Genomic DNA, 18896 nt, shown 5'->3' with positions numbered 1-18896 from the left:
GGCCGCGTTATGGGCCTTTCGCGGTGCGCTTGTGTTTCTGGCGACCTCACCCTTTGGGGGCAGCGTGATCCGGTGTGGGGGCGTCGAAATCCTTGACCGAGGCTTCGGCCTCCCCGTTGACCCAATAGCCTGCGGCCTTGAGCCATGGGAGCGGATGCCCCTGCGCCAGAAGGGCTTCGCGGAGTTTCTTGGCGATGCCTGCCTCTGTCGCGATCCAGACGAATGTGCGCGGCGTCAGGTCGACATTTGCCAAAGCATCAAGGAATGGTCGGGCCTCTGCCGCCTGTTCCAGCGGGCGGTGCAGCCAGTGGATCGTGGCATCGGTCTGAGTGTCGATTGTCTGCTCGTCTTCTGGTCCGGGCACGGCGGCAATCATGGTGACTTTTACACCAGCAGGCAGGTCTTCGAGCTTGCGCCCCATAGCTGGCAGCGCGGTTTCATCACCGATCAGAACCCAATGGGCAATCTCGCCTTCGATTACGCGGGAGCCGCGCGGACCGGCAATCTGGAGTGTATCACCGGCTTTGGCGGCACGCGCCCATGAGGCGGCGGGGCCTTCGCCGTGATCGGCAAAGTCGAGGACCAGTTCCTGCGCATTTGTATCGTATTGGCGCGGCGTGTAGTCGCGTTTTGCGGGATCGCCGTCGGTCGGGATGAAGACCTTGACGTGATCGTCAAAAGAGCTGCTGACAAAATCCGAAAGCGTCTCGCCTTTGAGCGTGACGCGGATCATGTGTGGGGTCAGCCGCTCTTTCTGTGCAACGGTCAAATCGCGGAATTTCAACTCGTGGCGCACGCGGCGGGTGATGGGGGCGGTCATGGCGTTGTCCTTGCTTTGCAACTGTTGCGCAAAACAAAGTGTTTTTGTCGGAAAAGGCAACCCCTTCCCCCGCACAAGTTCTGTGCGCGGGGGGGGGGATAGGCTTAGAGCTTGGCCAGAAGCGCCGGAGTCGGCCATGCATCCGCAGGCAGGCCGAGTTTCTGCTGCACGCTTTGCACGGCTTCGCGGGTCTTCTCGCCCAGAATGCCATCCACACCGCCGACATCATAGCCCATGTTGACGAGCTTCTGTTGAAGCTGCTTCATCTGCGCACCAGAGAGACCTGCCTCGGGATTGCCCGCGTTGAAAACGGGCGCGCCTTCGAGGCGGGTGGCGAAATAGGCTGCAGTGGTCACATAGACAAAGCTTTTGTTCCACTCGAAATAGACCTCAAAATTCGGATAGGCGAGAAAGGCCGGACCGTTGCGCCCCATAGGCAAAAGAACGGAGGCCTTGAGGGAGGACGGGCCGAGGGAGCCGGAGCGCGGCTTGACGCCGAGTTTGGCCCATTGGCTCACGGTCATTTTGTGGTTGAGGCCGGTTTTCGACCAGTCGAGATCGGCGGGCACCGTGATCTCTTGCAGCCAAGGCTCATTCGCACGCCATCCCAGATGCCGCAGCATTTTGGCGCCGGACATGAGCGCATCTGGTGCCGAAGTCTTAAGCCGCACATGCCCGTCACCGTCGCCATCAACGCCGTTTTCGAGAATGTCTTTCGGTAGCATTTGCACCATGCCGATTTCACCGGCCCATGCGCCCTGTGTGGTGGCGGGGTCAAAATCGCCGTGTTCATACAGCGTCAGGGCGGCAAAGACTTGCGGTTGGAAAAGCTCGGGGCGGCGGCAGTCATGCGACAAGGTCATCAGCGCGTTGAGCGTGTTGAAATTGCCCTGCACCTGTCCGTAATCGGTTTCCAGCGCCCAAAATGCCAGAAGCACACCGCGCGATACGCCATAGTCGCGTTCGATCCGGTCAAAGACGCTTTTGTATTTCGCGGCATTGGCAGCCCCATTTTGCATCCGGTTCTGGCTGATGACCGCGCGGGAGAAATCGACAAAGCTCTTTTGGAAGAAACCTTGGGCGCGGTCGGCCTTGATGACGGACGGATCATGACGTGCGGCAGCAAAGAAACGGTCAGCGGCGGCTTTCGAATGGCCTTTGGCGAGGGCTTCGGCTTTCATCTTCTGGACGAAACCGGCGAAATTTCCGCCACAGGAGACATCGGCCAGAGCAGGCGTGGCGAGAAGGGCGGAGAGGGTGAGAGCAAGGCTCAGAGAACGCATGGGATTACCTTTTAAAAGTCCGGTTGCAGGCACGATAGCGGGGGCAGTGGTGTCACGCAAATGACAGAATGGCAACACAGAGGAAAACCGCGCCCCATGCCTGCCAAAGTCGGGTGCAAGCGGCGTGGATGTCGCGCGTATGTGCCTCGCGCCCTGTGGGGTTGACCCAAGGGTAGTCACGCAATTCGCCATGATAGGCGCGCGGGCCGGACAGCGCGACGCCGAGACTGCGGGACAGGGCGGCTTCGGGCCAGCCCGCGTTGGGGGAGCGGTGCCGGTGCGCCTCTGCAAGAATGTCGCGCCACAAGGACAGGGGTTTGCCCCAAGGAAACAGCAGGAGCGCAGAGAGGCGCGCCGGAGCGAGATTGAGCAGATCATCCAGCCGCGCCGCCGCCCAGCCGAAGTCACGGTGCCGCTCTGTCCGGTAGCCGATCATGCTGTCGGCGGTGTTCACTAGTTTATAGACCAGAATGCCGGGCAGGCCGAAAATCAGGAACCAGAAGGCCGGCGCGATCACCCCGTCGGAGAAATTCTCCGCCGCCGATTCAATCGCGGCACGGGACACGGCAGGGGCATCAAGTTCCTGCGTCTCCCGCCCGACAATCATTGCCACGGCGCGACGACCTTCAAAAAGCGAGCGTTCGAGACCATCGGCCACGGCTTTGACATGTTGGATCAGGGATTTTTGCGCCAGAAGAATGGCCCCCAGAAGCACCTCGATCCAAGGGCCGATGAGCGGGATATGTCGCAAAAACAGCCCGAGCATGGCGGCGCAGAGGGTCAGGACAAGGACGAGCAGGGCACCTTTCAGCTTGCGTATGTCGCCTGTGTTGAACCGTGTGTCGGCCCAGCCGATCAAACGCCCCATCAGCACGGCGGGGTGGGGCAGGCGGGACCACAGCCATTTCGGTTCGCCGAATATGGCATCAATGATCAGGGCCAGAGAAAGTGCAAACGCCGTGCTCACAAAACGGCCTCCAACTGATCCCATCTGTCTTCCGGCGGGAGGCCAAGACGCACCCATGTATCGGAATAGGGAAAGATGCGGGACCAGACGTGCCCTTGGGCGAGCCTGTCCTGAAAGGCGCGGGCATTGGCCAGTTTATAGAGACGAAACAACGGGGTGCCGCCCATGAGATCTGCGCCGGTGTTCTGCATAAGGCGGTCCAGCTTTGCGCTGCTTTCGCGCAGTTGGATGCGCTGCTGCTCTGCCCAGTCCGGATCATTCAGGGCTGCCGTGCCAATAGACAGCGCAGGGCCGGACACCGCCCAAGGACCGACCAGCGTGGCCAGCCGGTCGATGAGCTCGGGGGCTCCGATGGCAAAGCCGAGACGCAGCCCCGCCAGCCCCCAGAACTTCCCGAAGCTTTTGAGCACAATGCTCTGCCCGTCGGCCACCCGCGCGATGTGGGTCTGCTCCGGCATTACATCGCAAAAACTTTCGTCGATAATCACATGGGGAGCGGTGAGGTCTTCGGCCTGCCAAAGGCGACCGGTCGGGTTGTTGGGATGGACCACAACTTGCACATCTGCGGGTTGGTCGGGGGCTTGGTCGCATATTTGCCATCCGTGGGCGGCGAAGGCTCCGGCATGTTCGTTATAGGTCGGCGTCCGGATTTCTACCTTGCCCGCGGGCCAAAGGGCGGGGAGGCGGGCGATCAGGCTTGAGGCCCCCGGCGCGGCGAGAATCGCGGCCCCTTTGGGCACGTTCCAAAACGTGTGCGCCGCCTGAACGAGCGCGTCTTGCGCGGCGGCATCGGGGAGCAGCGCCCATGCGCTTTGCGGAATTTTGCCGATGGGGTAGGGGGTCGGATTGATGCCTGTGGACAGGTCGATCCAATCGGCTTTCTCGCCCCCGTAACGGGCAACCGCCGCATCCAGACCACCGCCATGATCGCGATGTTTGCTCATGTCCACGCTCCTGAAACTGCTCGCCGGTGTAAGGGGACGTATAATGTATTTACAAAGGCTTTTCCCCTGCGCCCCCTGCCTCCGGCAGATTGGTCCGAAGGCCACGCCGCGCCGGAGTTCCCAATGATCCGGAAGGGCCTGAAGCCACGGTTTGAAATGTGCCTGTGCGGGCGGAGAAACCTTGTCATATCTCTGTTTTGACGCAGCATGAGGGGAGTGCAAGATAAAATCTTAACTTTTTGATCAGCAAGAACATGCCGGACCAGATTGACCCGCGGGTTGTGGCTTCGCTAAATTGACCCATCGATTCCGTTTTCGTCGCAAGAAGAACAATAATGGAATGCGGCGCGGACCGTGTCGGAGGTAGTATGCAAGTATTGATTGTTGAAAGCCGTCCGGACTTGGGAGAAGTCTGGAAGCGTCATTTAGAACGTCAGGGCATGGTCGTGTCCCTTGTGCGCGGACAGGACGACGCAATTGCCGCGCTACAACTGTCGGCGCCGCATTTGATCGTGCTGGACCTTGTTCTGGAGGATGGCTCCGCCTTCGCCGTGGCCGATTATGCCAATTACCGCCATCCGGACACGCGTGTGATCTTCACCACCAATACAAGCTTCTTTTCCGACGGGTCGATCTTCAGACATGCGGCCAATGCCTGTGCCTTTGTGCCCAATCAGGTCAATCCTGACGACCTGACCGCGATGGTCGAATATTACGGAAAAGCCGCTTCCTGATCCGGTCAGCCGCGCCCGTGTGGCGCATCGAAGTCCAGCTCGGGGCTGACGGGCACGATGCGTTGCGGGTTGACCGTGTTCTGGCTGTAATAATAGTGCCGTATGATGTGGTCGAAACGGGTGGTCCCTTTGATCCCCGGCATCTGGTAGAGCTCACGGGTATAGGCCCAGAGGTTCGGGTAATCCTTGAGCATGTGTTTGTTGCATTTGAAATGCGTGTGATAGACCTTGTCGAACCGCACCAGCGTGGTGAACAGCCGCCAGTCGGCTTCGGTTAGGCGGTCCCCGGTGAGATAACGGTTTTCGCGCAGGATGGTTTCGAGCCAGTCCAGACTGCCAAACAGCGGGTAAACGGCATCATCATAGGCGCTTTGGGTGGTGGCAAATCCCGCTTTGTAGACGCCATTGTTCACTGTGTCATAGATGCGGGTGTTGAGCGCCTCGATCTCGGGGCGCAGGTCTTCTGGCCAGAAATCAAGGCGGTTTCCCGTGATCCCGTCAAAGGCGGAATTGAACATGCGGATGATTTCCGAGGATTCGTTGGAGACGATTGTGCCTGTGTCTTTGTCCCACAGGACCGGCACGGTGACGCGACCGGACACTGTCGGTTCGGCCTCTGTGTAAATCTCGCGCAAAAAGTCTTTGCCCAGCAGCGTGTCTCCCGTCGTTCCCGGGAAATCCGTGTCGAAACTCCAGCCGTCTGACAGCATGTCGGGATGGACCACAGAGACGGAAATATGTGGCTCAAGCCCTTTGAGGCTGCGGAAGATCAACGTCCGGTGCGCCCAAGGGCAGGCATAGGAGACATAGAGATGATAGCGCCCGCTTTCGGCTTTGAACCCATCACGCCCTGAAGGACCGGAGGTGCCGTCCACAGTGATCCAGTTGCGGAAACCTGCGGTGCTGCGCTGGAATTTGCCGCCGGATGCTGCGGTGTCATACCAGCCGTCATGCCAGGTTCCGTCTTTCAGATAGCCCATTTCGATCTCCACTTTGCGTCCCCCTTGGCCTATCGCCTTTGCCGACATGCGCAAACAGGCGTCAGGGCGCATTGATCGTGCGTGAATGCACACTCCAAGCGGAGTAGTGGCGAGAATGGCGCCGTTAACCTGCGACAATCCGGTGACTCTCATGGAGTTCTGCTGACGCAACGTGACGGTTAACTTGACGCTAAACATTTTGCCCCCATCCTTATGGGAGCCGCCCTTTGAAAACACATTGGCTTTGAAAGGGCTTTGAGAAGACAAGCGTTACACAGATGACATCATAAGATGTTATTCGGGAATCGCTTGAAGGGTGGAGAGAGATTATGTCGGATTTTTTGCCGAAAGAAGTGCGCGAAGGTCTTGAGCTGGCCCGCAAGCGCAATCTTAAACGCGGGTCCCGCCTGCGGGTGCGCGTGGGGGAGGAGACCTATCCGATCCTGCGATCTTGGGGCAACGGATTCGCGCTGGACCGTGAGAATACCGAACATCTGCGCGGGTTGGTCGATGTCTTTGACGGGTCGCGTCACCTGTATCAGGCGCTGATTGTCGCGGCGAAAGATGACGGGCACGTGATGAGTTTCGAGTTCAAACGCTCGACCGCCGCGACCGACAAACCGCCACTGGATTACGACCGGCCCGATGACGCGCCAGTCGCACTTTTGCCGCGTTAAGCCTTTCGGAAAACGCTTTGACCTCAGGGGCCTGCTTATTGCAGGTCGCTGAAGGCCTCCTTGAGACGGGCGCAGGCATCCTCGACAATGCTGCGCGGCGTGGCGAGGTTGAAGCGCAGATAATTTTCGCCACCCGCGCCAAAGGTCGGCCCGTGGTTGGGGGCAATCCGTGCGGTTTTCTCGACGCGCGCGGTAAATTCCTCCCGTGACATGCCTGTATCGGTGAAATCGACCCACGCCAGATAGGTGGCTTCCAAAGGCATGGATTTCAGCCCCGGAATCTCCGCAATCGCGGCGTCGAAAATCCGGCGGTTTCCGTCGAGATAGGCGATCAGTTCATCGACCCAAGCGGCTCCTTCCGGGCTGTAGGCGGCAGTGGCCATCTCAAGCCCGAAGGAATTGGGCGAAATGCCCAGAGCCGCCATGCGCGCGGCGAAGGTCTCACGCAGTTTCGCATCCGCAATGATGACATTGCCGGAATGGGTGCCCGCGATGTTGAAGGTCTTTGTGGTCGCGGACATCATGACAAGCCGGTCTTCGATCCCGTCAATCAGCGCCATCGGCGTGTGTGTATGACCGGGCATCACCAGATCATGGTGAATTTCATCGGAGACCAGAACAAGATCATGCTTCCGGCAGAAGGCCGCCACAGCTTCCAGTTCCTCGCGGGTCCAGACGCGACCACCGGGGTTGTGCGGCGAGCACAGGATCAACATGCGTTCCTTGCCGCTCATCTGCGCGTCCCATGCGTCAAAATCCATCATGTATTTGCCGTTTTCAAGCGCCAGAGGACATTCGACGACCTCGCGCCCTGCGGCTTTGATGACGCGGTGGAAGGCATGGTAAACCGGTGTCATCAGAACCACCCCGTCCCCCGGTTCGGTAAAAGCATCAACGCATAGCCCAGTGCCGTTCACCAGACCATGTGTGGTGAACACCCACGCCGGATCAATCTCCCAACCGTGGCGATGCTTCATCCACCAGCCGATTGCGGCAAGGTAATCGCTCTCGTCCCCGAAATACCCGTATACCCCGTGTTCGGCCATTTTTTCCAACGCGGCCTGCACGACTGCGGGCGGACGGAAATCCATATCGGCGACCCACATGGCAATGCCGTCCTTGGCGGGGACACCGTAGATGTCTTCCATCTTGTCCCATTTGGCGCAATGGGTGCCGAAGCGGTTGATGATCGGGTCAAATAGCGGATTGGTCATGAGAGGCTCCAGATGCTCCATCGGGTTTGTCGAAAGCCTAATCCCGCGAAACGGGGAAGGAAAACCGAAAATCCTGTAGGAGGGGTTGCGCGTTTTCAGCGCAGCGCGGTTGTCGCGGCAATTTGATGCCAGATGTTTCGCTTTGAGGGGCGTTTCGATCAAAACTCGGACTTCAAGTTTTACCCGAAAGGCATTAAATGCAAAGCATGACCCTGAAAACGATCCTCATCCACCCCGACCCGCGTCTGAAGAAACATTGCGATCCGGTCACTGACTTTGACCGCGATCTTGCCCGGTTTGCCGATGATATGCTGGAAACCATGTATGATGCACCGGGCGTCGGGCTTGCCGCGCCGCAGGTGGGGCTGATCAAGCGGATGCTGGTCATGGACTGTGCCAAGGAGGCCGAAGGGACTCCGGAGCCGATGGTGCTGGTCAATCCCGAGGTGACGTGGACGAGCGAAGAGCGCAACGTCTATGAAGAGGGCTGTCTCTCGATCCCCGGCCAATATGCCGAGGTGGAACGCCCGAAGATGGTGCGCGTCAAATGGCAGGATGTCGAAGGCAAGGCGCATGAGCAGGAGTTCGACGAGCTTTGGGCCACCTGCGTTCAGCACGAAATCGACCACCTCGACGGGGTGCTGTTCATCGACTATCTCAAACCGCTCAAGCGCCAGATGATCACCCGCAAGATGCAAAAGCTCAAGCGCGACAAGGCGCGGGCCTGATGGCGCTGCGCGAGATTCTGCTTTGGCCGGATGAGCGCCTGAGCACGCGCTGCGCAGAGGTGGACGAGATCACGCCGGATCTGCGCACTCTCGTTTCCGATATGTTTGACACCATGTATGCCGCGCCGGGGCGTGGGCTTGCGGGGCCACAGGTCGGCGCGATGCTGCGGCTGTTTGTGATGGATGCGACGTGGAAAGAGGGGGAGAAGACGCCCTTTGTCGCGATCAACCCCGAGATCACCGCGCGTTCCGAAGATACCTGCGAGATGGACGAGGGCTGCCTGTCGATCCCCGAGATCACCGCTCCCGTGACGCGCCCCGTGCGGATCACTCTGGCATGGACCGATCTTGATGGTGTGCGCCACAGCCGCCCGATGGACGGGGTTGAGGCCCGTATCATTCAGCATGAGTTCGACCATCTCGACGGGCTCGTGCATTTCGACCGTCTCGACGCGAAAACCCGCGCCCGCCTTGAGGAGGCCTACGCATGACCCAGCGCCCGTTCCTGCCCTATCCGGACAAACGTCTGAAAACCGCCGTGCCGCCGGTTGCGGAGATCACCGATGACATCCGCAGCATCTGGGCCGATATGGTGGAGACCATGGACGCCATGCCGGGCTATGGCCTCGCCGGACCACAGATCGGCGTGATGCAGCAACTCGCCGTGGTCGATTGCTCCGAAGAGCGCGGCAAGGCGGTTCTGATGGCCAATCCGGAAGTGCTGCACGCATCTGTGCAACTGCGCGAACATGAGGAAGCCTCCCCGAACCTGCCCGGCATGTCCGCCGTTATCGCCCGTCCGCGGGCCGTGACCGTGCGGTTTCTCAATGCGGCTGGCGAGATGGAAGAGCGCGATTTCGTCGGGCTTTGGGCGACCTCTGTGCAACACCAGATCGACCACCTGAACGGCAAGATGTATTTTGACAATCTAAAACCGATGAAACGCCAGATGTTTCTGAAAAAGGCCAAGAAAATGGGAGCCATGAAATGAAAGTGATCTTCATGGGCAGCCCCGATTTCTCCGTCCCCGTGCTCGATGCGCTGGTCGAGGCGGGCCATGAAATTGCCTGTGTCTATTGCCAGCCGCCGCGTCCTGCGGGGCGGGGTAAAAAGGAGCGCCCGACACCTGTGCACGCCCGCGCCGAAGAGCTGGGCCTGCCGGTGCGTCATCCGGTGAATTTCAAGGACCCTGCGGATGTGGCCGCCTTCGAGGCGTTGCAGGCCGAGATCGCCGTGGTCGTGGCCTATGGTCTTTTGCTGCCGCAATCCATTCTCGACGCGCCGGAACACGGCTGCCTCAATATTCACGCCTCGCTCCTGCCGCGTTGGCGGGGGGCGGCGCCGATCCATCGGGCCATTCTCGAAGGCGACGACAAAACCGGTGTCTGCATCATGCAGATGGAAGCCGGTCTCGACACCGGCCCTGTGCTGTTGCGTCAGGAAACCGACATCACGGCGGAAGACACCACCGCGGTTTTGCATGACCGGCTCTCGGAGATGGGGGCCGATGCCATCACCGTTGCTCTGGACAGTCTGGAACAACTGGTGCCCGAGCCGCAGCCGGACGCGGGTGTGACCTATGCCAAAAAGATCGACAAGGCCGAGGCGAAAATCGACTGGACCCGTCCGGCGGCTGAGATCGACCGGCAAATTCGTGGCCTGTCGCCGTTTCCGGGCGCTTGGGCCATGCTGAACGGCGAGCGGATCAAGTTCCATATGTCCCGCGTCACAGAGGGCGATGCAGCCCCCGGCGAGGTGATCGGCGCCTTTACCATTGCCTGCGGGGAAGGGGCCGTGGAAATTCTCACTGCGCAGCGCGAGGGCAAACGTGCTATGCCTGTGACAGAGATTTTGAAAGGGCTGGACTTGCCGCGGGGCAGCCGGTTCGAATGAGGACACATCCATGTTTCCAGTTCTGATCGGCACAGTGGTGATTGCGGGGATCGTTGGCTATGTCTGCGAAAAGACCGGCTTTACCCGCAACGGCTATCTGCCCTCGATCATCATCTGCGTCGGCGGGGCGTTTCTTGCCTATTTCATCAAGCTGATGTTCGGCATCGGTCTGGGCTCTCCGGGGCTCAACGCCATTGTGTCCTCGCTGGGCGCGCTCATCATCGTGCCGACCCATTGGCGCAGAAGGTAACGACATGCCCGTTCTCTTGCTTATCATCATCGGAGCCGCTGCGGGGTTCATTGCCACCCGCGTCATGGACCTGAAAACCGACCTGATCACCACCGTGGTGATCGGTATGTTCGGGGCTTTGATCGGCGGACTGGTGTTGCGGTTTCTGTTGATGCTGACCGGAGCGGCCGCGGGCTTCGTGGGTGCGATCCTCGGAGCCATGCTGCTCATCTGGGCGTGGAAAGCTGTGACGGGGCGGAAATGATCTGGCTTTTGTCGATACCGGGGATGATTGCGCGCATTCTGCTCAGCATGGCGTTCTGGCTCATGCTGCGCCCCGGTGGCTGGCTTGTCGCCTGTTGTCTGGCGGTTGCGGCAACGTGGTATATCAAGACCTGAGGCGTTGATCCCACCGCGCGTCGTTTCAGGATCGCGGCGGGCGGGATTTGTAGACGGGCAGGGACCAGCCCCAGATCAGACTTCCTGCGCGCAGCGTGAATGTCAAAGCACCACACAAAGCGAATTCAAAAACAGGCGGAAAGTCAAAATAGGACGCGCCAAGCAGGGCCATGGCGCCCAGAAGTGCCGCCGAGGCGTAAAGCTCGCCCTGTTTAAGAACCAAGGGCACTTCGTTGCACACCACATCGCGCATCAACCCGCCGAAACAGCCGGTCGCCACCCCCATGAGCGCCACGATCACAGGCGGTTGCCCGAGTTTGAGCGCCACACCCGACCCTGCGGACACGGCCACGGAAAGTGCTACTGCATCGGCCCACATGAGTGCTGTCATGCGGTTCTCGAACCGGTGCGCGGTAAAGAAAACACCTGCGGCCACAAGGCAGGCGATGAGGATATAGCTTGGTTCTGCGATCCAGAAGACCGCGTCACGGTTGAGCAGCACATCGCGCAACGTGCCGCCGCCAACTGCGGTCAGACAGGCGAGAAAGGCAAAGCCCACGAGATCAAGTTGCGCACGGGAGGCGGCCAGCGCGCCGGAGATTGCAAAGACGATGACCGATGCGTAATCCAGCACCGCCAGCAGGGTCATGACGCCGACTTCTTGAAGGGGGCCATGCCCGCCCGCGCCAGTTCATCGGCTTTTTCATTCTCTGCGTGGCCTGCGTGGCCCTTGATCCATTTCCACGTCACATTGTGGGTGGCCTGCGCTTCGTCGAGGCGCTGCCAGAGATCGACGTTTTTCACAGGTTTCTTCGCTGCTGTCTTCCACCCGTTGCGTTTCCAGCCGTAGATCCAGCCGGTGACGCCGTTTTTCACATAGGCGCTGTCGGTGGTGATGGTGATGTCGGTCGGGCGGCTGAGGGCTTCCAACGCATTAATCGCGGCGAGCAGTTCCATCCGGTTGTTGGTGGTCTCCGCCTCTCCGCCTTTCAACTCCCGTTCCTTGACGATTTCGCCATCCTTGAAGGCGCGCATCAAAACGCCCCAACCCCCGGGGCCGGGGTTGCCGGAACAGGCGCCATCCGTCCATGCGTGAATCTCGGGCATAGGGTCTGTCCTCTTCGGCTTAGGCAAGGTCGCGCAAGACGCGCGGCACTTTGAATTCTACATTTTCCTGCGCGGTTTCGACCAGTTCAACGGTCACGTCAAAACGCGCACGGAAGGCGTCGATCACCTCGTTGACCAACACTTCGGGCGCGGAGGCCCCCGCCGTGATGCCGATGGAGGTGATGCCTTTCAGGGCCCGCCAGTCGATGTCATCCGCACGTTGCACCAGTTGCGAATAGGCGCAGCCATTGGCCTTGCCCACTTCAACCAGACGTTTGCTATTTGAACTATTTGGCGCACCAATCACCAAAAGAGCGTCGATATTTGATGAAATGGCTTTCACCGCCGCTTGCCGGTTGGTGGTGGCATAACAGATGTCTTCCTTATGCGGCCCGACGATGCTCGGGAACCGCGCGCGCAGGGCGGCGACCACTTCGACCGTATCATCGACCGACAATGTGGTCTGGGTGATAAAGGCCAGACGCTCGGGATCGCGCACCTCAAGCCCCGCCACATCTTCCGGCTTTTCGACCAGCAAGACCTCACCCTCGGGCAGTTGCCCCATCGTGCCGATGGTTTCGGGATGTCCGGCATGGCCGATCATGATCATCTGGAGACCCGCCGCATGGTGCCGCTCCGCCTCGATATGCACTTTCGACACGAGCGGGCAGGTGGCATCGACATAGACCATTTCGCGCTGCGCCGCTTCGGCAGGCACGGCTTTGGGCACGCCGTGGGCGGAAAAGATCACAGGCCGGTCGTCTGGGCAGTCTTCAAGTTCTTCGACAAAGACGGCGCCTTTTTCCTTGAGGCTGTCGACCACGAATTTGTTGTGCACGATCTCGTGGCGGACATAGACCGGCGGGCCCCATTTCTCGATTGCCATTTCGACAATCTTGATGGCGCGGTCCACGCCTGCGCAAAACCCGCGGGGGGCGGCAAGGTAAAGAGAGAGGGGGGGCATGTGTGTCGTTTCGGTCATGGCGCGCTCCTGATCTTGTGCAGAGGTAGCGAGGAACGCCTGTGAGTGCAACTGAGTGCAGCGACCGGAATGGGAAAAGCCCCCGCTTTCGCGAGGGCTTTTGATCAGCTTTCGTAACCGTCGTCCTCGCGCGGTTCGCGCGGCGGGCGTCCGAGAACGTCTTTGAGATCGTTCAACTCGATGAAGTTGTCGGCCTGACGGCGCAGCTCGTCCGCGATCATCGGCGGCTGGGTGCGGATCGAGGAAACCACGGATACACGCACGCCCTGACGCTGGAGGCTTTCAACCAGCGGACGGAAATCGCCATCGCCGGAGAACAACACAATGTGATCGACATGGGGTGCAAGCTCCATCGCGTTCACGGCCAGTTCGATGTCCATATTGCCCTTGATCTTGCGCCGGCCCATGGAGTCGGTGAACTCTTTGGCCGGTTTTGTGACCATGGTGAACCCGTTGTAATTCAACCAGTCGACCAAGGGGCGGATCGGGGAATAGTCATCATTTTCGAGCAGAGCTGTGTAGTAAAAAGCACGCAACAGCTTGCCACGGCGCATGAATTCTTGCCGGAGAAGTTTGTAATCAATGTCGAATCCGAGCGACTTTGCCGCTGCATAGAGATTCGATCCATCGATGAACAAGGCAAGACGTTCATCTTTATAAAACATCTAAATGTCCTTTATAGTTTGCTTTTTTGGGCTGGACCCATGCAAATTAGGGCATGAACAGCCGGTTGTTCTTGGCTTTCGGATGCGCTGGATAGTATGAAACGGACCAGAGCTAAACTAGCCAAAAAAGATAGGGCGGATTCTGCGTGGGTCGAGATTTACATTCGCAATGGGCAAAAACACGCGCATGGATCGCTTTTGGCGCGAACCTGCCCTCGGTCGTCGGCACCCCGCTGGAGACCTTGCGCGCGGCGGTGAAACAACTCAGGGACGCGGGCGTTACCGTCACCGCTGTGAGCCGCGTTTACGAGACGCCCTGCTTTCCGGCGGGGGCGGGGCCGGACTATGTGAATTTCGTCGCCGAAGTGCAAAGCGCCGATGCGCCCGAGGAACTTTTGCAGACGCTGCACAGGATCGAGGCCCGTTTCGGCCGTGTGCGCAAGCTGCGGTGGGCGGGGCGCTCGATTGATCTTGATCTTTTGGCGGTCGAACAGGAAATCCGCCCCGATGTCGTGTCCGTGCGGGCTTGGATAACCCTGCCCTTTGTCGAGCAAAGCGTGCGTGCACCGGACCAGTTGATCCTGCCGCATCCGCGTATTCAGGACCGTGCGTTCATGCTGATTCCCTTTGCCGATCTCGCGGCGGACTGGCGGCACCCGATTTTGGACAAAACCGTCAGGGAAATGCTGGATGCCCGCCCCACAGACGAGAAATCCGAGATAAAACTCATGCCTGAAGTGGAAATCCTCACGGATTAAAGGCAACGGCGCTTGTCAATGGCGGGTCAAGTCCCTAAATAGAGCCTTTGTATAAATGCCCCGTCAGTCTGAAAGATTGGAGATCCCATGGCCCGCGTGACCGTTGAAGATTGCGTCGACAAGGTTCCGAACCGCTTCGAGCTTGTGATGCTCGCCGCCCACCGTGCGCGTGAGATTGCGGCCGGTTCGCAGTTGACCGTGGATCGCGACAACGACAAGAATCCGGTCGTCGCCCTGCGCGAGATTGCCGAAGAAACCCAATCCGCAGATGCGCTGCGCGAACGGATGATCGAAAGCAACCAGACCCAGATCGAAGTTGACGAGCCGGAAGAAGACCAGATGGCACTTCTCATGGGTCAGGAAACTGACAAGCCGGCAGAGGACGATATGTCCGAAGAAAAACTGCTGCGCGCCCTGATGGAAGCGCAAGGGCAAAACTAAGGTGCGGGGCCGTATGGTCCAAAGCATAGGAGTTCGCGGACCAAAATGATCGACGTCGAAGACCTGATCGCACTGGTCCGCAACTACAACCCCAAAACTGATGCCGATTTGATCCGTGAGGCCTATGCCTACGGTAAAGAGATGCATGAGGGGCAGTTCCGCCGCTCCGGCGAGCCCTATTTCACCCATCCCGTCGCTGTGGCCGCCATTCTGACCGAGCAGGCGCTGGATGATGCGACGATCATCACCGCTTTGCTGCATGACACGGTGGAAGACACCCGTGCCTCTTATAGCGAAGTGGCACGCAAGTTCGGGGAAGAGATCGCCGAGCTTGTCGATGGCGTGACGAAACTCACCAATCTTCAGCTGTCCTCGACAGAGACCAAACAGGCGGAGAACTTCCGCAAACTGTTCATGGCCATGTCGAAAGACCTGCGCGTTATTCTTGTGAAACTCGCCGACCGTCTGCACAACATGCGCACGATCAAGTCGATGCGGCCCGAGAAGCAGCTGCAAAAAGCGCGTGAGACGATGGATATTTATGCGCCTCTGGCGGGGCGTATGGGGATGCAATGGATGCGCGAGGAGTTGGAAGACCTCTCGTTTCGCGTCATCAACCCCGAGGCGCGCAATTCGATCATCCGCCGTTTCATCCTGTTGCAGCGTGAAACCGGCGATGTGATCCACAAGATCACCAATGACATTCGCGTCGAGCTTGAGCGCGAGAATATCGATGCCGATGTGTTCGGGCGCGCCAAGAAACCCTATTCCATCTGGCGCAAAATGGAGGAGAAACAGCAAAGTTTCTCCCGTCTGTCAGATATTTACGGCTTCCGCGTCATCACGCGCTCGGAGATGGACTGTTACCGTGTTCTGGGGGTGATCCATCATCGCTGGCGTGCGGTGCCGACGCGGTTCAAGGACTATATAAGCCAACCGAAATCCAACGGCTACCGTTCGATCCACACCACGGTGTCGGGGCGTGATGGCAAGCGGGTGGAGGTGCAAATCCGCACCCGCCAGATGCACGAAGTGGCGGAATCCGGCGTCGCCGCGCACTGGTCCTATCGGGACGGTGTACCTGCGCAGAACCCTTTTGCGGTGGACCCGACGAAATGGCTGGCCCAGTTGACCGAGCGTTTCGAGAATGCCGAGGATCACTCCGAATTTCTCGAACACGTCAAGCTGGAGATGTATACCGACAAGGTCTTCACCTTCACGCCCAAGGGCGAGGTGGTGTCCTTGCCCAAGGGCGCAACGCCGCTTGATTACGCCTATGCGATCCACACGCGGATCGGGGACAGCTGCGTGGGGGCCAAGGTGGACGGGATTCGCGTGCCGCTCTGGACCCGTCTCAAGAACGGTCAAAGCGTCGAAATCCTCACCGCAGAGGGCCAACGTCCGCAGGGCACTTGGCTCGACATTGTGGTGACGGGGCGTGCCAAGGCGGCGATTCGCAAATCCCTGCGTGAAGAAGACCGCGAGCGTTTCGTGAAACTCGGGCGCGAACTTGCCCGTGTTGCGTTCGAACATGTCGGCAAGAAAGCCTCTGAAAAGGCGCTGGCGACCGCTGCAAAACAGATGACGCTGGCCAGCACCGAAGAACTTCTGGCGCGGCTGGGCTCGGCTGAACTTGCCGCCTCGGAAGCGGTCAAGGCGGTCTATCCGGAACTCGTCCGCGAGAGCGGGGCGATTGACGCGAAACGTGCGGTGCTTGGTCTGTCCGAAGGCGAGACCTACAATCGCGCCCAGTGCTGTCAACCGGTGCCGGGGGAGCGGATCGTCGGGATCACCTATCGCGGCAAGGGCGTGGTGATCCATGCCATCGACTGCCCCGCGCTCGAAGAACTGGAAAGCGAGACGAATCGCTGGGTTGATCTGCAATGGCACGCGGGGCCACATGCGCCGGAATATACCGTGTCACTGGACATCACGATCTCCAATGACACCGGCGTACTGGGCCGGATTTGCTCGCTCATCGGTGAGCAAAAGGCCAATATCTCGGACCTGAGATTCGTGGATCGCAAACCGGATTTTTACAGGTTGATTGTAGATGTCGACCTGCGGGATGTGGAACATCTCCATGCGGTGATGCTTGCGGTCGAGGCCGAAAGCGAAGTTGCGCAGGTGCGCAGATACAGGAATTTGGACAGGCGACCCTAAGGGGTTCGGGGGAAACGTGGTCTTCAAGCGCCGGGAAAAACTTACGCCACTCAAATGGCTGGCGCAGGTGATCTGGCCCAAAGGGGGCTGGTCACGGGCCGTGCGCTATATGAAGCACCGCCTTCACCGCCTGCCGGATACGCCGCATAAAATCGCGCGCGGGGTCTTCGCGGGCGTGTTTGCTGTCTTTACCCCTTTCTTTGGCCTGCATTTCCTGCTTGCCTTCCTGCTCGCCAAGCTGATGCGCGGCAACGCTATTGCGGCGCTGCTGGCGACCTTTGTCGGCAACCCTTTGACCTATGTGCCGATCGGGGTGATCTGTATGAAAATGGGTCACTTCATGCTGGGCACCACCTTCGACCCGCATCACGAGCGCAGCTTTGTCGGCAAATTCTTTGATGCGGCGGATGATCTCTGGCGCAATTTCCTCGCGCTGTTTACGGAACGCGATGCGAATTGGGACGCGCTCATCCGCTTCTGGCACGATATTTTCCTGCCCTATCTGGTAGGCGGCATTGTTCCGGGCATCGTCGCGGGCATCGTCGCCTATTACGTCATGCTGCCGATGGTGGCCGCCTATCAGCACCGCCGCCGTGGCAAGCTCAAGGCCAAGCTCGAAGAATTGCGCCGCAAGAAGCAGAGCCAGAAAACGCCGCACAAGCCTTGATCGCGCGGATCAAAGATTGTCGGTTTTCTTTCTGTGCGTGCGGAGTATTGTCCGGCTGAGAGAAAACCGTCTGGGAACAGGAATATGAGCCGGAAACTTCGCCTTGGCATGAATATCGATCACGTCGCCACCGTGCGCAATGCACGCGGGTCGGCCTATCCGGATCCGGTGCGCGCCGCGAAACTGGCCGAAGAGGCGGGTGCGGACGGGATCACCGCGCATTTGCGTGAGGACCGCCGCCATATCACGGATGCCGACATCGAGGCGCTGGTCTCGAACCTCACCGTGCCGCTCAACCTCGAAATGGCCGCCACCGACGAGATGCAGGCCATCGCCCTGCGCCACAAACCCCATGCCATCTGCCTCGTGCCGGAAAAACGCGAAGAGCGGACCACGGAAGGCGGGCTTGAAGTGGCGCGGGAGGAAAACCGTCTGGCGCATTTCATCGCACCCTTGCGCGAGGCCGGATCGCGCGTTTCGATCTTTATCGCCGCCGACCAGCCACAGATCGAAGCGGCCCACCGGATCGGCGCGGCTGTGGTCGAGTTGCACACCGGCGCTTATTGCGACCTTCACGCCGAAGGAAAATTTGCCGAGCGCGACGAAGAACTGGCACGCCTCACCGAAATGGCGAAATTCGCTCACGGGCTCGGGCTGGAGGTCCATGCGGGCCACGGGCTGACCTATGACACGGTGCAGCCCATCGCGGCCCTGCCGGAGATTGCCGAGTTGAACATCGGGCATTTCCTGATTGGGGAGGCGATCTTCCGTGGCATCAAACCCGCCATCGCAGAGATGCGCCGTCTGATGGACGAGGTGCGCGCTGAATGATCCTCGGCATCGGCTCAGATCTGGCGAATATCGACCGGATTTCCGGCACGCTTGAGCGGTTCGGGGCGCGGTTCAAGAACCGTGTTTTCACGCAGACCGAACAGGACAAGGCCGAGCGCCGCAGGGATGTGGCGGGCACCTATGCCAAACGCTGGGCCGCCAAGGAAGCCTGTTCCAAAGCTCTGGGCACGGGGCTTGCCATGGGCATCTCGTGGAAGGATATGGCGGTGAGCAACCTGCGCACGGGTCAGCCGGTGATGGAGGTCACAGGTTGGGCCAAGGACCGTCTCGCAGAGATGACACCGCCGGGACATGAGGCCATCATCCATGTAACCCTGACTGACGATCACCCTTGGGCACAGGCCTTTGTGGTGATCGAAGCCCGCCCGATTGCGGATTAACGCCCGTAAATCC

25 protein-coding genes are annotated in these 18896 nt (G+C 59.6%); 15 read left to right on the top strand and 10 right to left on the bottom strand.

Features of this window, described 5'->3' with window-relative positions:
- Positions 1 to 46 precede the first annotated feature (46 nt).
- The 4 genes from BM152_RS08895 to BM152_RS08880 all read right to left on the bottom strand — a co-directional run bounded on the left by BM152_RS08895 (position 47) and on the right by BM152_RS08880 (position 4014).
- Complete coding sequence (locus BM152_RS08895; RefSeq protein WP_066604560.1) at positions 47 to 820, bottom strand: siderophore-interacting protein; 774 nt, start codon at positions 818 to 820, stop codon at positions 47 to 49.
- Between the two features lie 104 nt (positions 821 to 924).
- Positions 925 to 2103, bottom strand: a complete 1179-nt coding sequence (locus BM152_RS08890; RefSeq protein WP_066604562.1) for a lytic murein transglycosylase — start codon at positions 2101 to 2103, stop codon at positions 925 to 927.
- A 52-nt stretch (positions 2104 to 2155) separates the two neighbouring features.
- A complete protein-coding gene (gene cbiB, locus BM152_RS08885; protein WP_066604565.1) occupies positions 2156 to 3070 on the bottom strand; it encodes an adenosylcobinamide-phosphate synthase CbiB in 915 nt (304 codons plus the stop codon).
- Positions 3067 to 4014 (bottom strand): threonine-phosphate decarboxylase, encoded by a 948-nt coding sequence (locus tag BM152_RS08880; RefSeq protein ID WP_066604567.1) that lies wholly within the window; start codon positions 4012 to 4014, stop codon positions 3067 to 3069. Before BM152_RS08880 ends, cbiB begins: the two co-directional genes overlap by 4 nt.
- A gap of 368 nt (positions 4015 to 4382) precedes the next feature.
- Between BM152_RS08880 and BM152_RS08875 the strand changes: the two genes are divergently transcribed.
- Positions 4383 to 4748: a response regulator transcription factor gene (locus BM152_RS08875; protein ID WP_066604733.1), complete on the top strand. Its 366-nt coding sequence runs from the start codon at positions 4383 to 4385 to the stop codon at positions 4746 to 4748.
- A gap of 5 nt (positions 4749 to 4753) precedes the next feature.
- Here BM152_RS08875 and BM152_RS08870 read toward each other — a convergent pair whose 3' ends face one another.
- Positions 4754 to 5728 (bottom strand): glutathione S-transferase family protein, encoded by a 975-nt coding sequence (locus tag BM152_RS08870; protein WP_066604731.1) that lies wholly within the window; start codon positions 5726 to 5728, stop codon positions 4754 to 4756.
- Positions 5729 to 6057: 329 nt separating this feature from the next.
- Between BM152_RS08870 and BM152_RS08865 the strand changes: the two genes are divergently transcribed.
- Positions 6058 to 6405: a hypothetical protein gene (locus BM152_RS08865; RefSeq protein WP_066604574.1), complete on the top strand. Its 348-nt coding sequence runs from the start codon at positions 6058 to 6060 to the stop codon at positions 6403 to 6405.
- 35 nt (positions 6406 to 6440) lie between these two features.
- Here BM152_RS08865 and BM152_RS08860 read toward each other — a convergent pair whose 3' ends face one another.
- Positions 6441 to 7619: a MalY/PatB family protein gene (locus BM152_RS08860; protein WP_066604735.1), complete on the bottom strand. Its 1179-nt coding sequence runs from the start codon at positions 7617 to 7619 to the stop codon at positions 6441 to 6443.
- Positions 7620 to 7825: 206 nt separating this feature from the next.
- On the opposite strand from BM152_RS08860, the gene def (BM152_RS08855) reads away from it, so the two are divergent.
- The 7 genes from def (BM152_RS08855) to BM152_RS19275 are packed head-to-tail and all read left to right on the top strand — an operon-like array spanning position 7826 to position 10868.
- Positions 7826 to 8347 carry a peptide deformylase gene (gene def / locus BM152_RS08855; protein ID WP_066604737.1) on the top strand — a complete coding sequence of 174 codons (522 nt, stop codon included), beginning with the start codon at positions 7826 to 7828 and terminating at the stop codon, positions 8345 to 8347.
- Positions 8347 to 8838, top strand: coding sequence for a peptide deformylase (gene def, locus BM152_RS08850; protein ID WP_066604581.1), 492 nt, complete (start codon positions 8347 to 8349; stop codon positions 8836 to 8838). Before def (BM152_RS08855) ends, def (BM152_RS08850) begins: the two co-directional genes overlap by 1 nt.
- Positions 8835 to 9338, top strand: coding sequence for a peptide deformylase (def, locus tag BM152_RS08845; RefSeq protein WP_066604583.1), 504 nt, complete (start codon positions 8835 to 8837; stop codon positions 9336 to 9338). The genes def (BM152_RS08850) and def (BM152_RS08845) overlap by 4 nt, the downstream gene beginning before the upstream one ends.
- On the top strand, positions 9335 to 10240 hold the full coding sequence (fmt, locus tag BM152_RS08840) for a methionyl-tRNA formyltransferase (protein WP_066604585.1): 906 nt from the start codon (positions 9335 to 9337) through the stop codon (positions 10238 to 10240). Before def (BM152_RS08845) ends, fmt begins: the two co-directional genes overlap by 4 nt.
- A 10-nt stretch (positions 10241 to 10250) precedes the next feature.
- The gene (locus BM152_RS08835) at positions 10251 to 10490 is read left to right on the top strand and encodes a hypothetical protein (protein ID WP_066604587.1); all 240 of its coding nucleotides are present in this window, start codon (positions 10251 to 10253) and stop codon (positions 10488 to 10490) included.
- Positions 10491 to 10494: 4 nt separating this feature from the next.
- Positions 10495 to 10734: a GlsB/YeaQ/YmgE family stress response membrane protein gene (locus BM152_RS08830; protein WP_066604595.1), complete on the top strand. Its 240-nt coding sequence runs from the start codon at positions 10495 to 10497 to the stop codon at positions 10732 to 10734.
- A complete protein-coding gene (locus BM152_RS19275; protein ID WP_156444363.1) occupies positions 10731 to 10868 on the top strand; it encodes a hypothetical protein in 138 nt (45 codons plus the stop codon). The genes BM152_RS08830 and BM152_RS19275 overlap by 4 nt, the downstream gene beginning before the upstream one ends.
- Before the next feature lie 25 nt (positions 10869 to 10893).
- Here the strand turns inward: BM152_RS19275 and BM152_RS08825 are convergent, their stop codons facing one another.
- The 4 genes from BM152_RS08825 to BM152_RS08810 all read right to left on the bottom strand — a co-directional run bounded on the left by BM152_RS08825 (position 10894) and on the right by BM152_RS08810 (position 13622).
- Entirely contained in the window at positions 10894 to 11517 is a 624-nt protein-coding gene (locus tag BM152_RS08825; RefSeq protein WP_066604597.1) for a trimeric intracellular cation channel family protein, read from the bottom strand.
- Positions 11514 to 11975 (bottom strand): ribonuclease HI, encoded by a 462-nt coding sequence (gene rnhA / locus BM152_RS08820; RefSeq protein WP_066604600.1) that lies wholly within the window; start codon positions 11973 to 11975, stop codon positions 11514 to 11516. Before rnhA ends, BM152_RS08825 begins: the two co-directional genes overlap by 4 nt.
- A 19-nt stretch (positions 11976 to 11994) precedes the next feature.
- Entirely contained in the window at positions 11995 to 12957 is a 963-nt protein-coding gene (gene ispH, locus BM152_RS08815; protein WP_066604603.1) for a 4-hydroxy-3-methylbut-2-enyl diphosphate reductase, read from the bottom strand.
- A gap of 104 nt (positions 12958 to 13061) precedes the next feature.
- Positions 13062 to 13622, bottom strand: coding sequence for a LabA-like NYN domain-containing protein (locus tag BM152_RS08810; RefSeq protein ID WP_066604608.1), 561 nt, complete (start codon positions 13620 to 13622; stop codon positions 13062 to 13064).
- Positions 13623 to 13768: 146 nt separating this feature from the next.
- Between BM152_RS08810 and folK the strand changes: the two genes are divergently transcribed.
- The 6 genes from folK to acpS all read left to right on the top strand — a co-directional run bounded on the left by folK (position 13769) and on the right by acpS (position 18883).
- Positions 13769 to 14380, top strand: coding sequence for a 2-amino-4-hydroxy-6-hydroxymethyldihydropteridine diphosphokinase (gene folK / locus BM152_RS08805; protein WP_066604611.1), 612 nt, complete (start codon positions 13769 to 13771; stop codon positions 14378 to 14380).
- Between the two features lie 87 nt (positions 14381 to 14467).
- Positions 14468 to 14821 (top strand): DNA-directed RNA polymerase subunit omega, encoded by a 354-nt coding sequence (gene rpoZ, locus BM152_RS08800; RefSeq protein ID WP_066604614.1) that lies wholly within the window; start codon positions 14468 to 14470, stop codon positions 14819 to 14821.
- A gap of 45 nt (positions 14822 to 14866) precedes the next feature.
- Positions 14867 to 16984 carry a RelA/SpoT family protein gene (locus tag BM152_RS08795; protein ID WP_066604617.1) on the top strand — a complete coding sequence of 706 codons (2118 nt, stop codon included), beginning with the start codon at positions 14867 to 14869 and terminating at the stop codon, positions 16982 to 16984.
- 16 nt (positions 16985 to 17000) lie between these two features.
- A complete protein-coding gene (locus BM152_RS08790; RefSeq protein WP_066604620.1) occupies positions 17001 to 17651 on the top strand; it encodes a DUF2062 domain-containing protein in 651 nt (216 codons plus the stop codon).
- 84 nt (positions 17652 to 17735) lie between these two features.
- Positions 17736 to 18482, top strand: a complete 747-nt coding sequence (locus BM152_RS08785; protein ID WP_066604623.1) for a pyridoxine 5'-phosphate synthase — start codon at positions 17736 to 17738, stop codon at positions 18480 to 18482.
- Positions 18479 to 18883 carry a holo-ACP synthase gene (gene acpS / locus BM152_RS08780; RefSeq protein WP_066604625.1) on the top strand — a complete coding sequence of 135 codons (405 nt, stop codon included), beginning with the start codon at positions 18479 to 18481 and terminating at the stop codon, positions 18881 to 18883. The genes BM152_RS08785 and acpS overlap by 4 nt, the downstream gene beginning before the upstream one ends.
- Positions 18884 to 18896 lie beyond the last annotated feature (13 nt).

It is taken from the genome of Celeribacter halophilus, assembly GCF_900114135.1.
Classification (GTDB): Bacteria; Pseudomonadota; Alphaproteobacteria; order Rhodobacterales; family Rhodobacteraceae; genus Celeribacter; species Celeribacter halophilus.
Note: the sequence above shows the minus strand (reverse complement) of the source record. Positions and strands in the feature narration are given on the sequence as shown.

Excerpts from the sequence above, each read along its gene's own strand:
- BM152_RS08895 (WP_066604560.1), bottom strand. The coding sequence starts at position 820 with ATGACCGCCCCCATCACCCGCCGCGTGCGCCACGAGTTGAAATTCCGC.
- def (WP_066604583.1), top strand. The coding sequence starts at position 8,835 with ATGACCCAGCGCCCGTTCCTGCCCTATCCGGACAAACGTCTGAAAACC.
- acpS (WP_066604625.1), top strand. The coding sequence starts at position 18,479 with ATGATCCTCGGCATCGGCTCAGATCTGGCGAATATCGACCGGATTTCC.
- BM152_RS08825 (WP_066604597.1), bottom strand. The coding sequence starts at position 11,517 with ATGACCCTGCTGGCGGTGCTGGATTACGCATCGGTCATCGTCTTTGCA.
- BM152_RS08830 (WP_066604595.1), top strand. The coding sequence starts at position 10,495 with ATGCCCGTTCTCTTGCTTATCATCATCGGAGCCGCTGCGGGGTTCATT.
- BM152_RS08890 (WP_066604562.1), bottom strand. The coding sequence starts at position 2,103 with ATGCGTTCTCTGAGCCTTGCTCTCACCCTCTCCGCCCTTCTCGCCACG.
- BM152_RS08865 (WP_066604574.1), top strand. The coding sequence starts at position 6,058 with ATGTCGGATTTTTTGCCGAAAGAAGTGCGCGAAGGTCTTGAGCTGGCC.
- BM152_RS19275 (WP_156444363.1), top strand. The coding sequence starts at position 10,731 with ATGATCTGGCTTTTGTCGATACCGGGGATGATTGCGCGCATTCTGCTC.
- rnhA (WP_066604600.1), bottom strand. The coding sequence starts at position 11,975 with ATGCCCGAGATTCACGCATGGACGGATGGCGCCTGTTCCGGCAACCCC.
- BM152_RS08870 (WP_066604731.1), bottom strand. The coding sequence starts at position 5,728 with ATGGGCTATCTGAAAGACGGAACCTGGCATGACGGCTGGTATGACACC.
- def (WP_066604581.1), top strand. The coding sequence starts at position 8,347 with ATGGCGCTGCGCGAGATTCTGCTTTGGCCGGATGAGCGCCTGAGCACG.
- BM152_RS08810 (WP_066604608.1), bottom strand. The coding sequence starts at position 13,622 with ATGTTTTATAAAGATGAACGTCTTGCCTTGTTCATCGATGGATCGAAT.
- ispH (WP_066604603.1), bottom strand. The coding sequence starts at position 12,957 with ATGACCGAAACGACACACATGCCCCCCCTCTCTCTTTACCTTGCCGCC.
- BM152_RS08875 (WP_066604733.1), top strand. The coding sequence starts at position 4,383 with ATGCAAGTATTGATTGTTGAAAGCCGTCCGGACTTGGGAGAAGTCTGG.
- BM152_RS08835 (WP_066604587.1), top strand. The coding sequence starts at position 10,251 with ATGTTTCCAGTTCTGATCGGCACAGTGGTGATTGCGGGGATCGTTGGC.
- BM152_RS08880 (WP_066604567.1), bottom strand. The coding sequence starts at position 4,014 with ATGAGCAAACATCGCGATCATGGCGGTGGTCTGGATGCGGCGGTTGCC.
- rpoZ (WP_066604614.1), top strand. The coding sequence starts at position 14,468 with ATGGCCCGCGTGACCGTTGAAGATTGCGTCGACAAGGTTCCGAACCGC.
- BM152_RS08860 (WP_066604735.1), bottom strand. The coding sequence starts at position 7,619 with ATGACCAATCCGCTATTTGACCCGATCATCAACCGCTTCGGCACCCAT.
- def (WP_066604737.1), top strand. The coding sequence starts at position 7,826 with ATGACCCTGAAAACGATCCTCATCCACCCCGACCCGCGTCTGAAGAAA.
- BM152_RS08785 (WP_066604623.1), top strand. The coding sequence starts at position 17,736 with ATGAGCCGGAAACTTCGCCTTGGCATGAATATCGATCACGTCGCCACC.
- fmt (WP_066604585.1), top strand. The coding sequence starts at position 9,335 with ATGAAAGTGATCTTCATGGGCAGCCCCGATTTCTCCGTCCCCGTGCTC.
- BM152_RS08795 (WP_066604617.1), top strand. The coding sequence starts at position 14,867 with ATGATCGACGTCGAAGACCTGATCGCACTGGTCCGCAACTACAACCCC.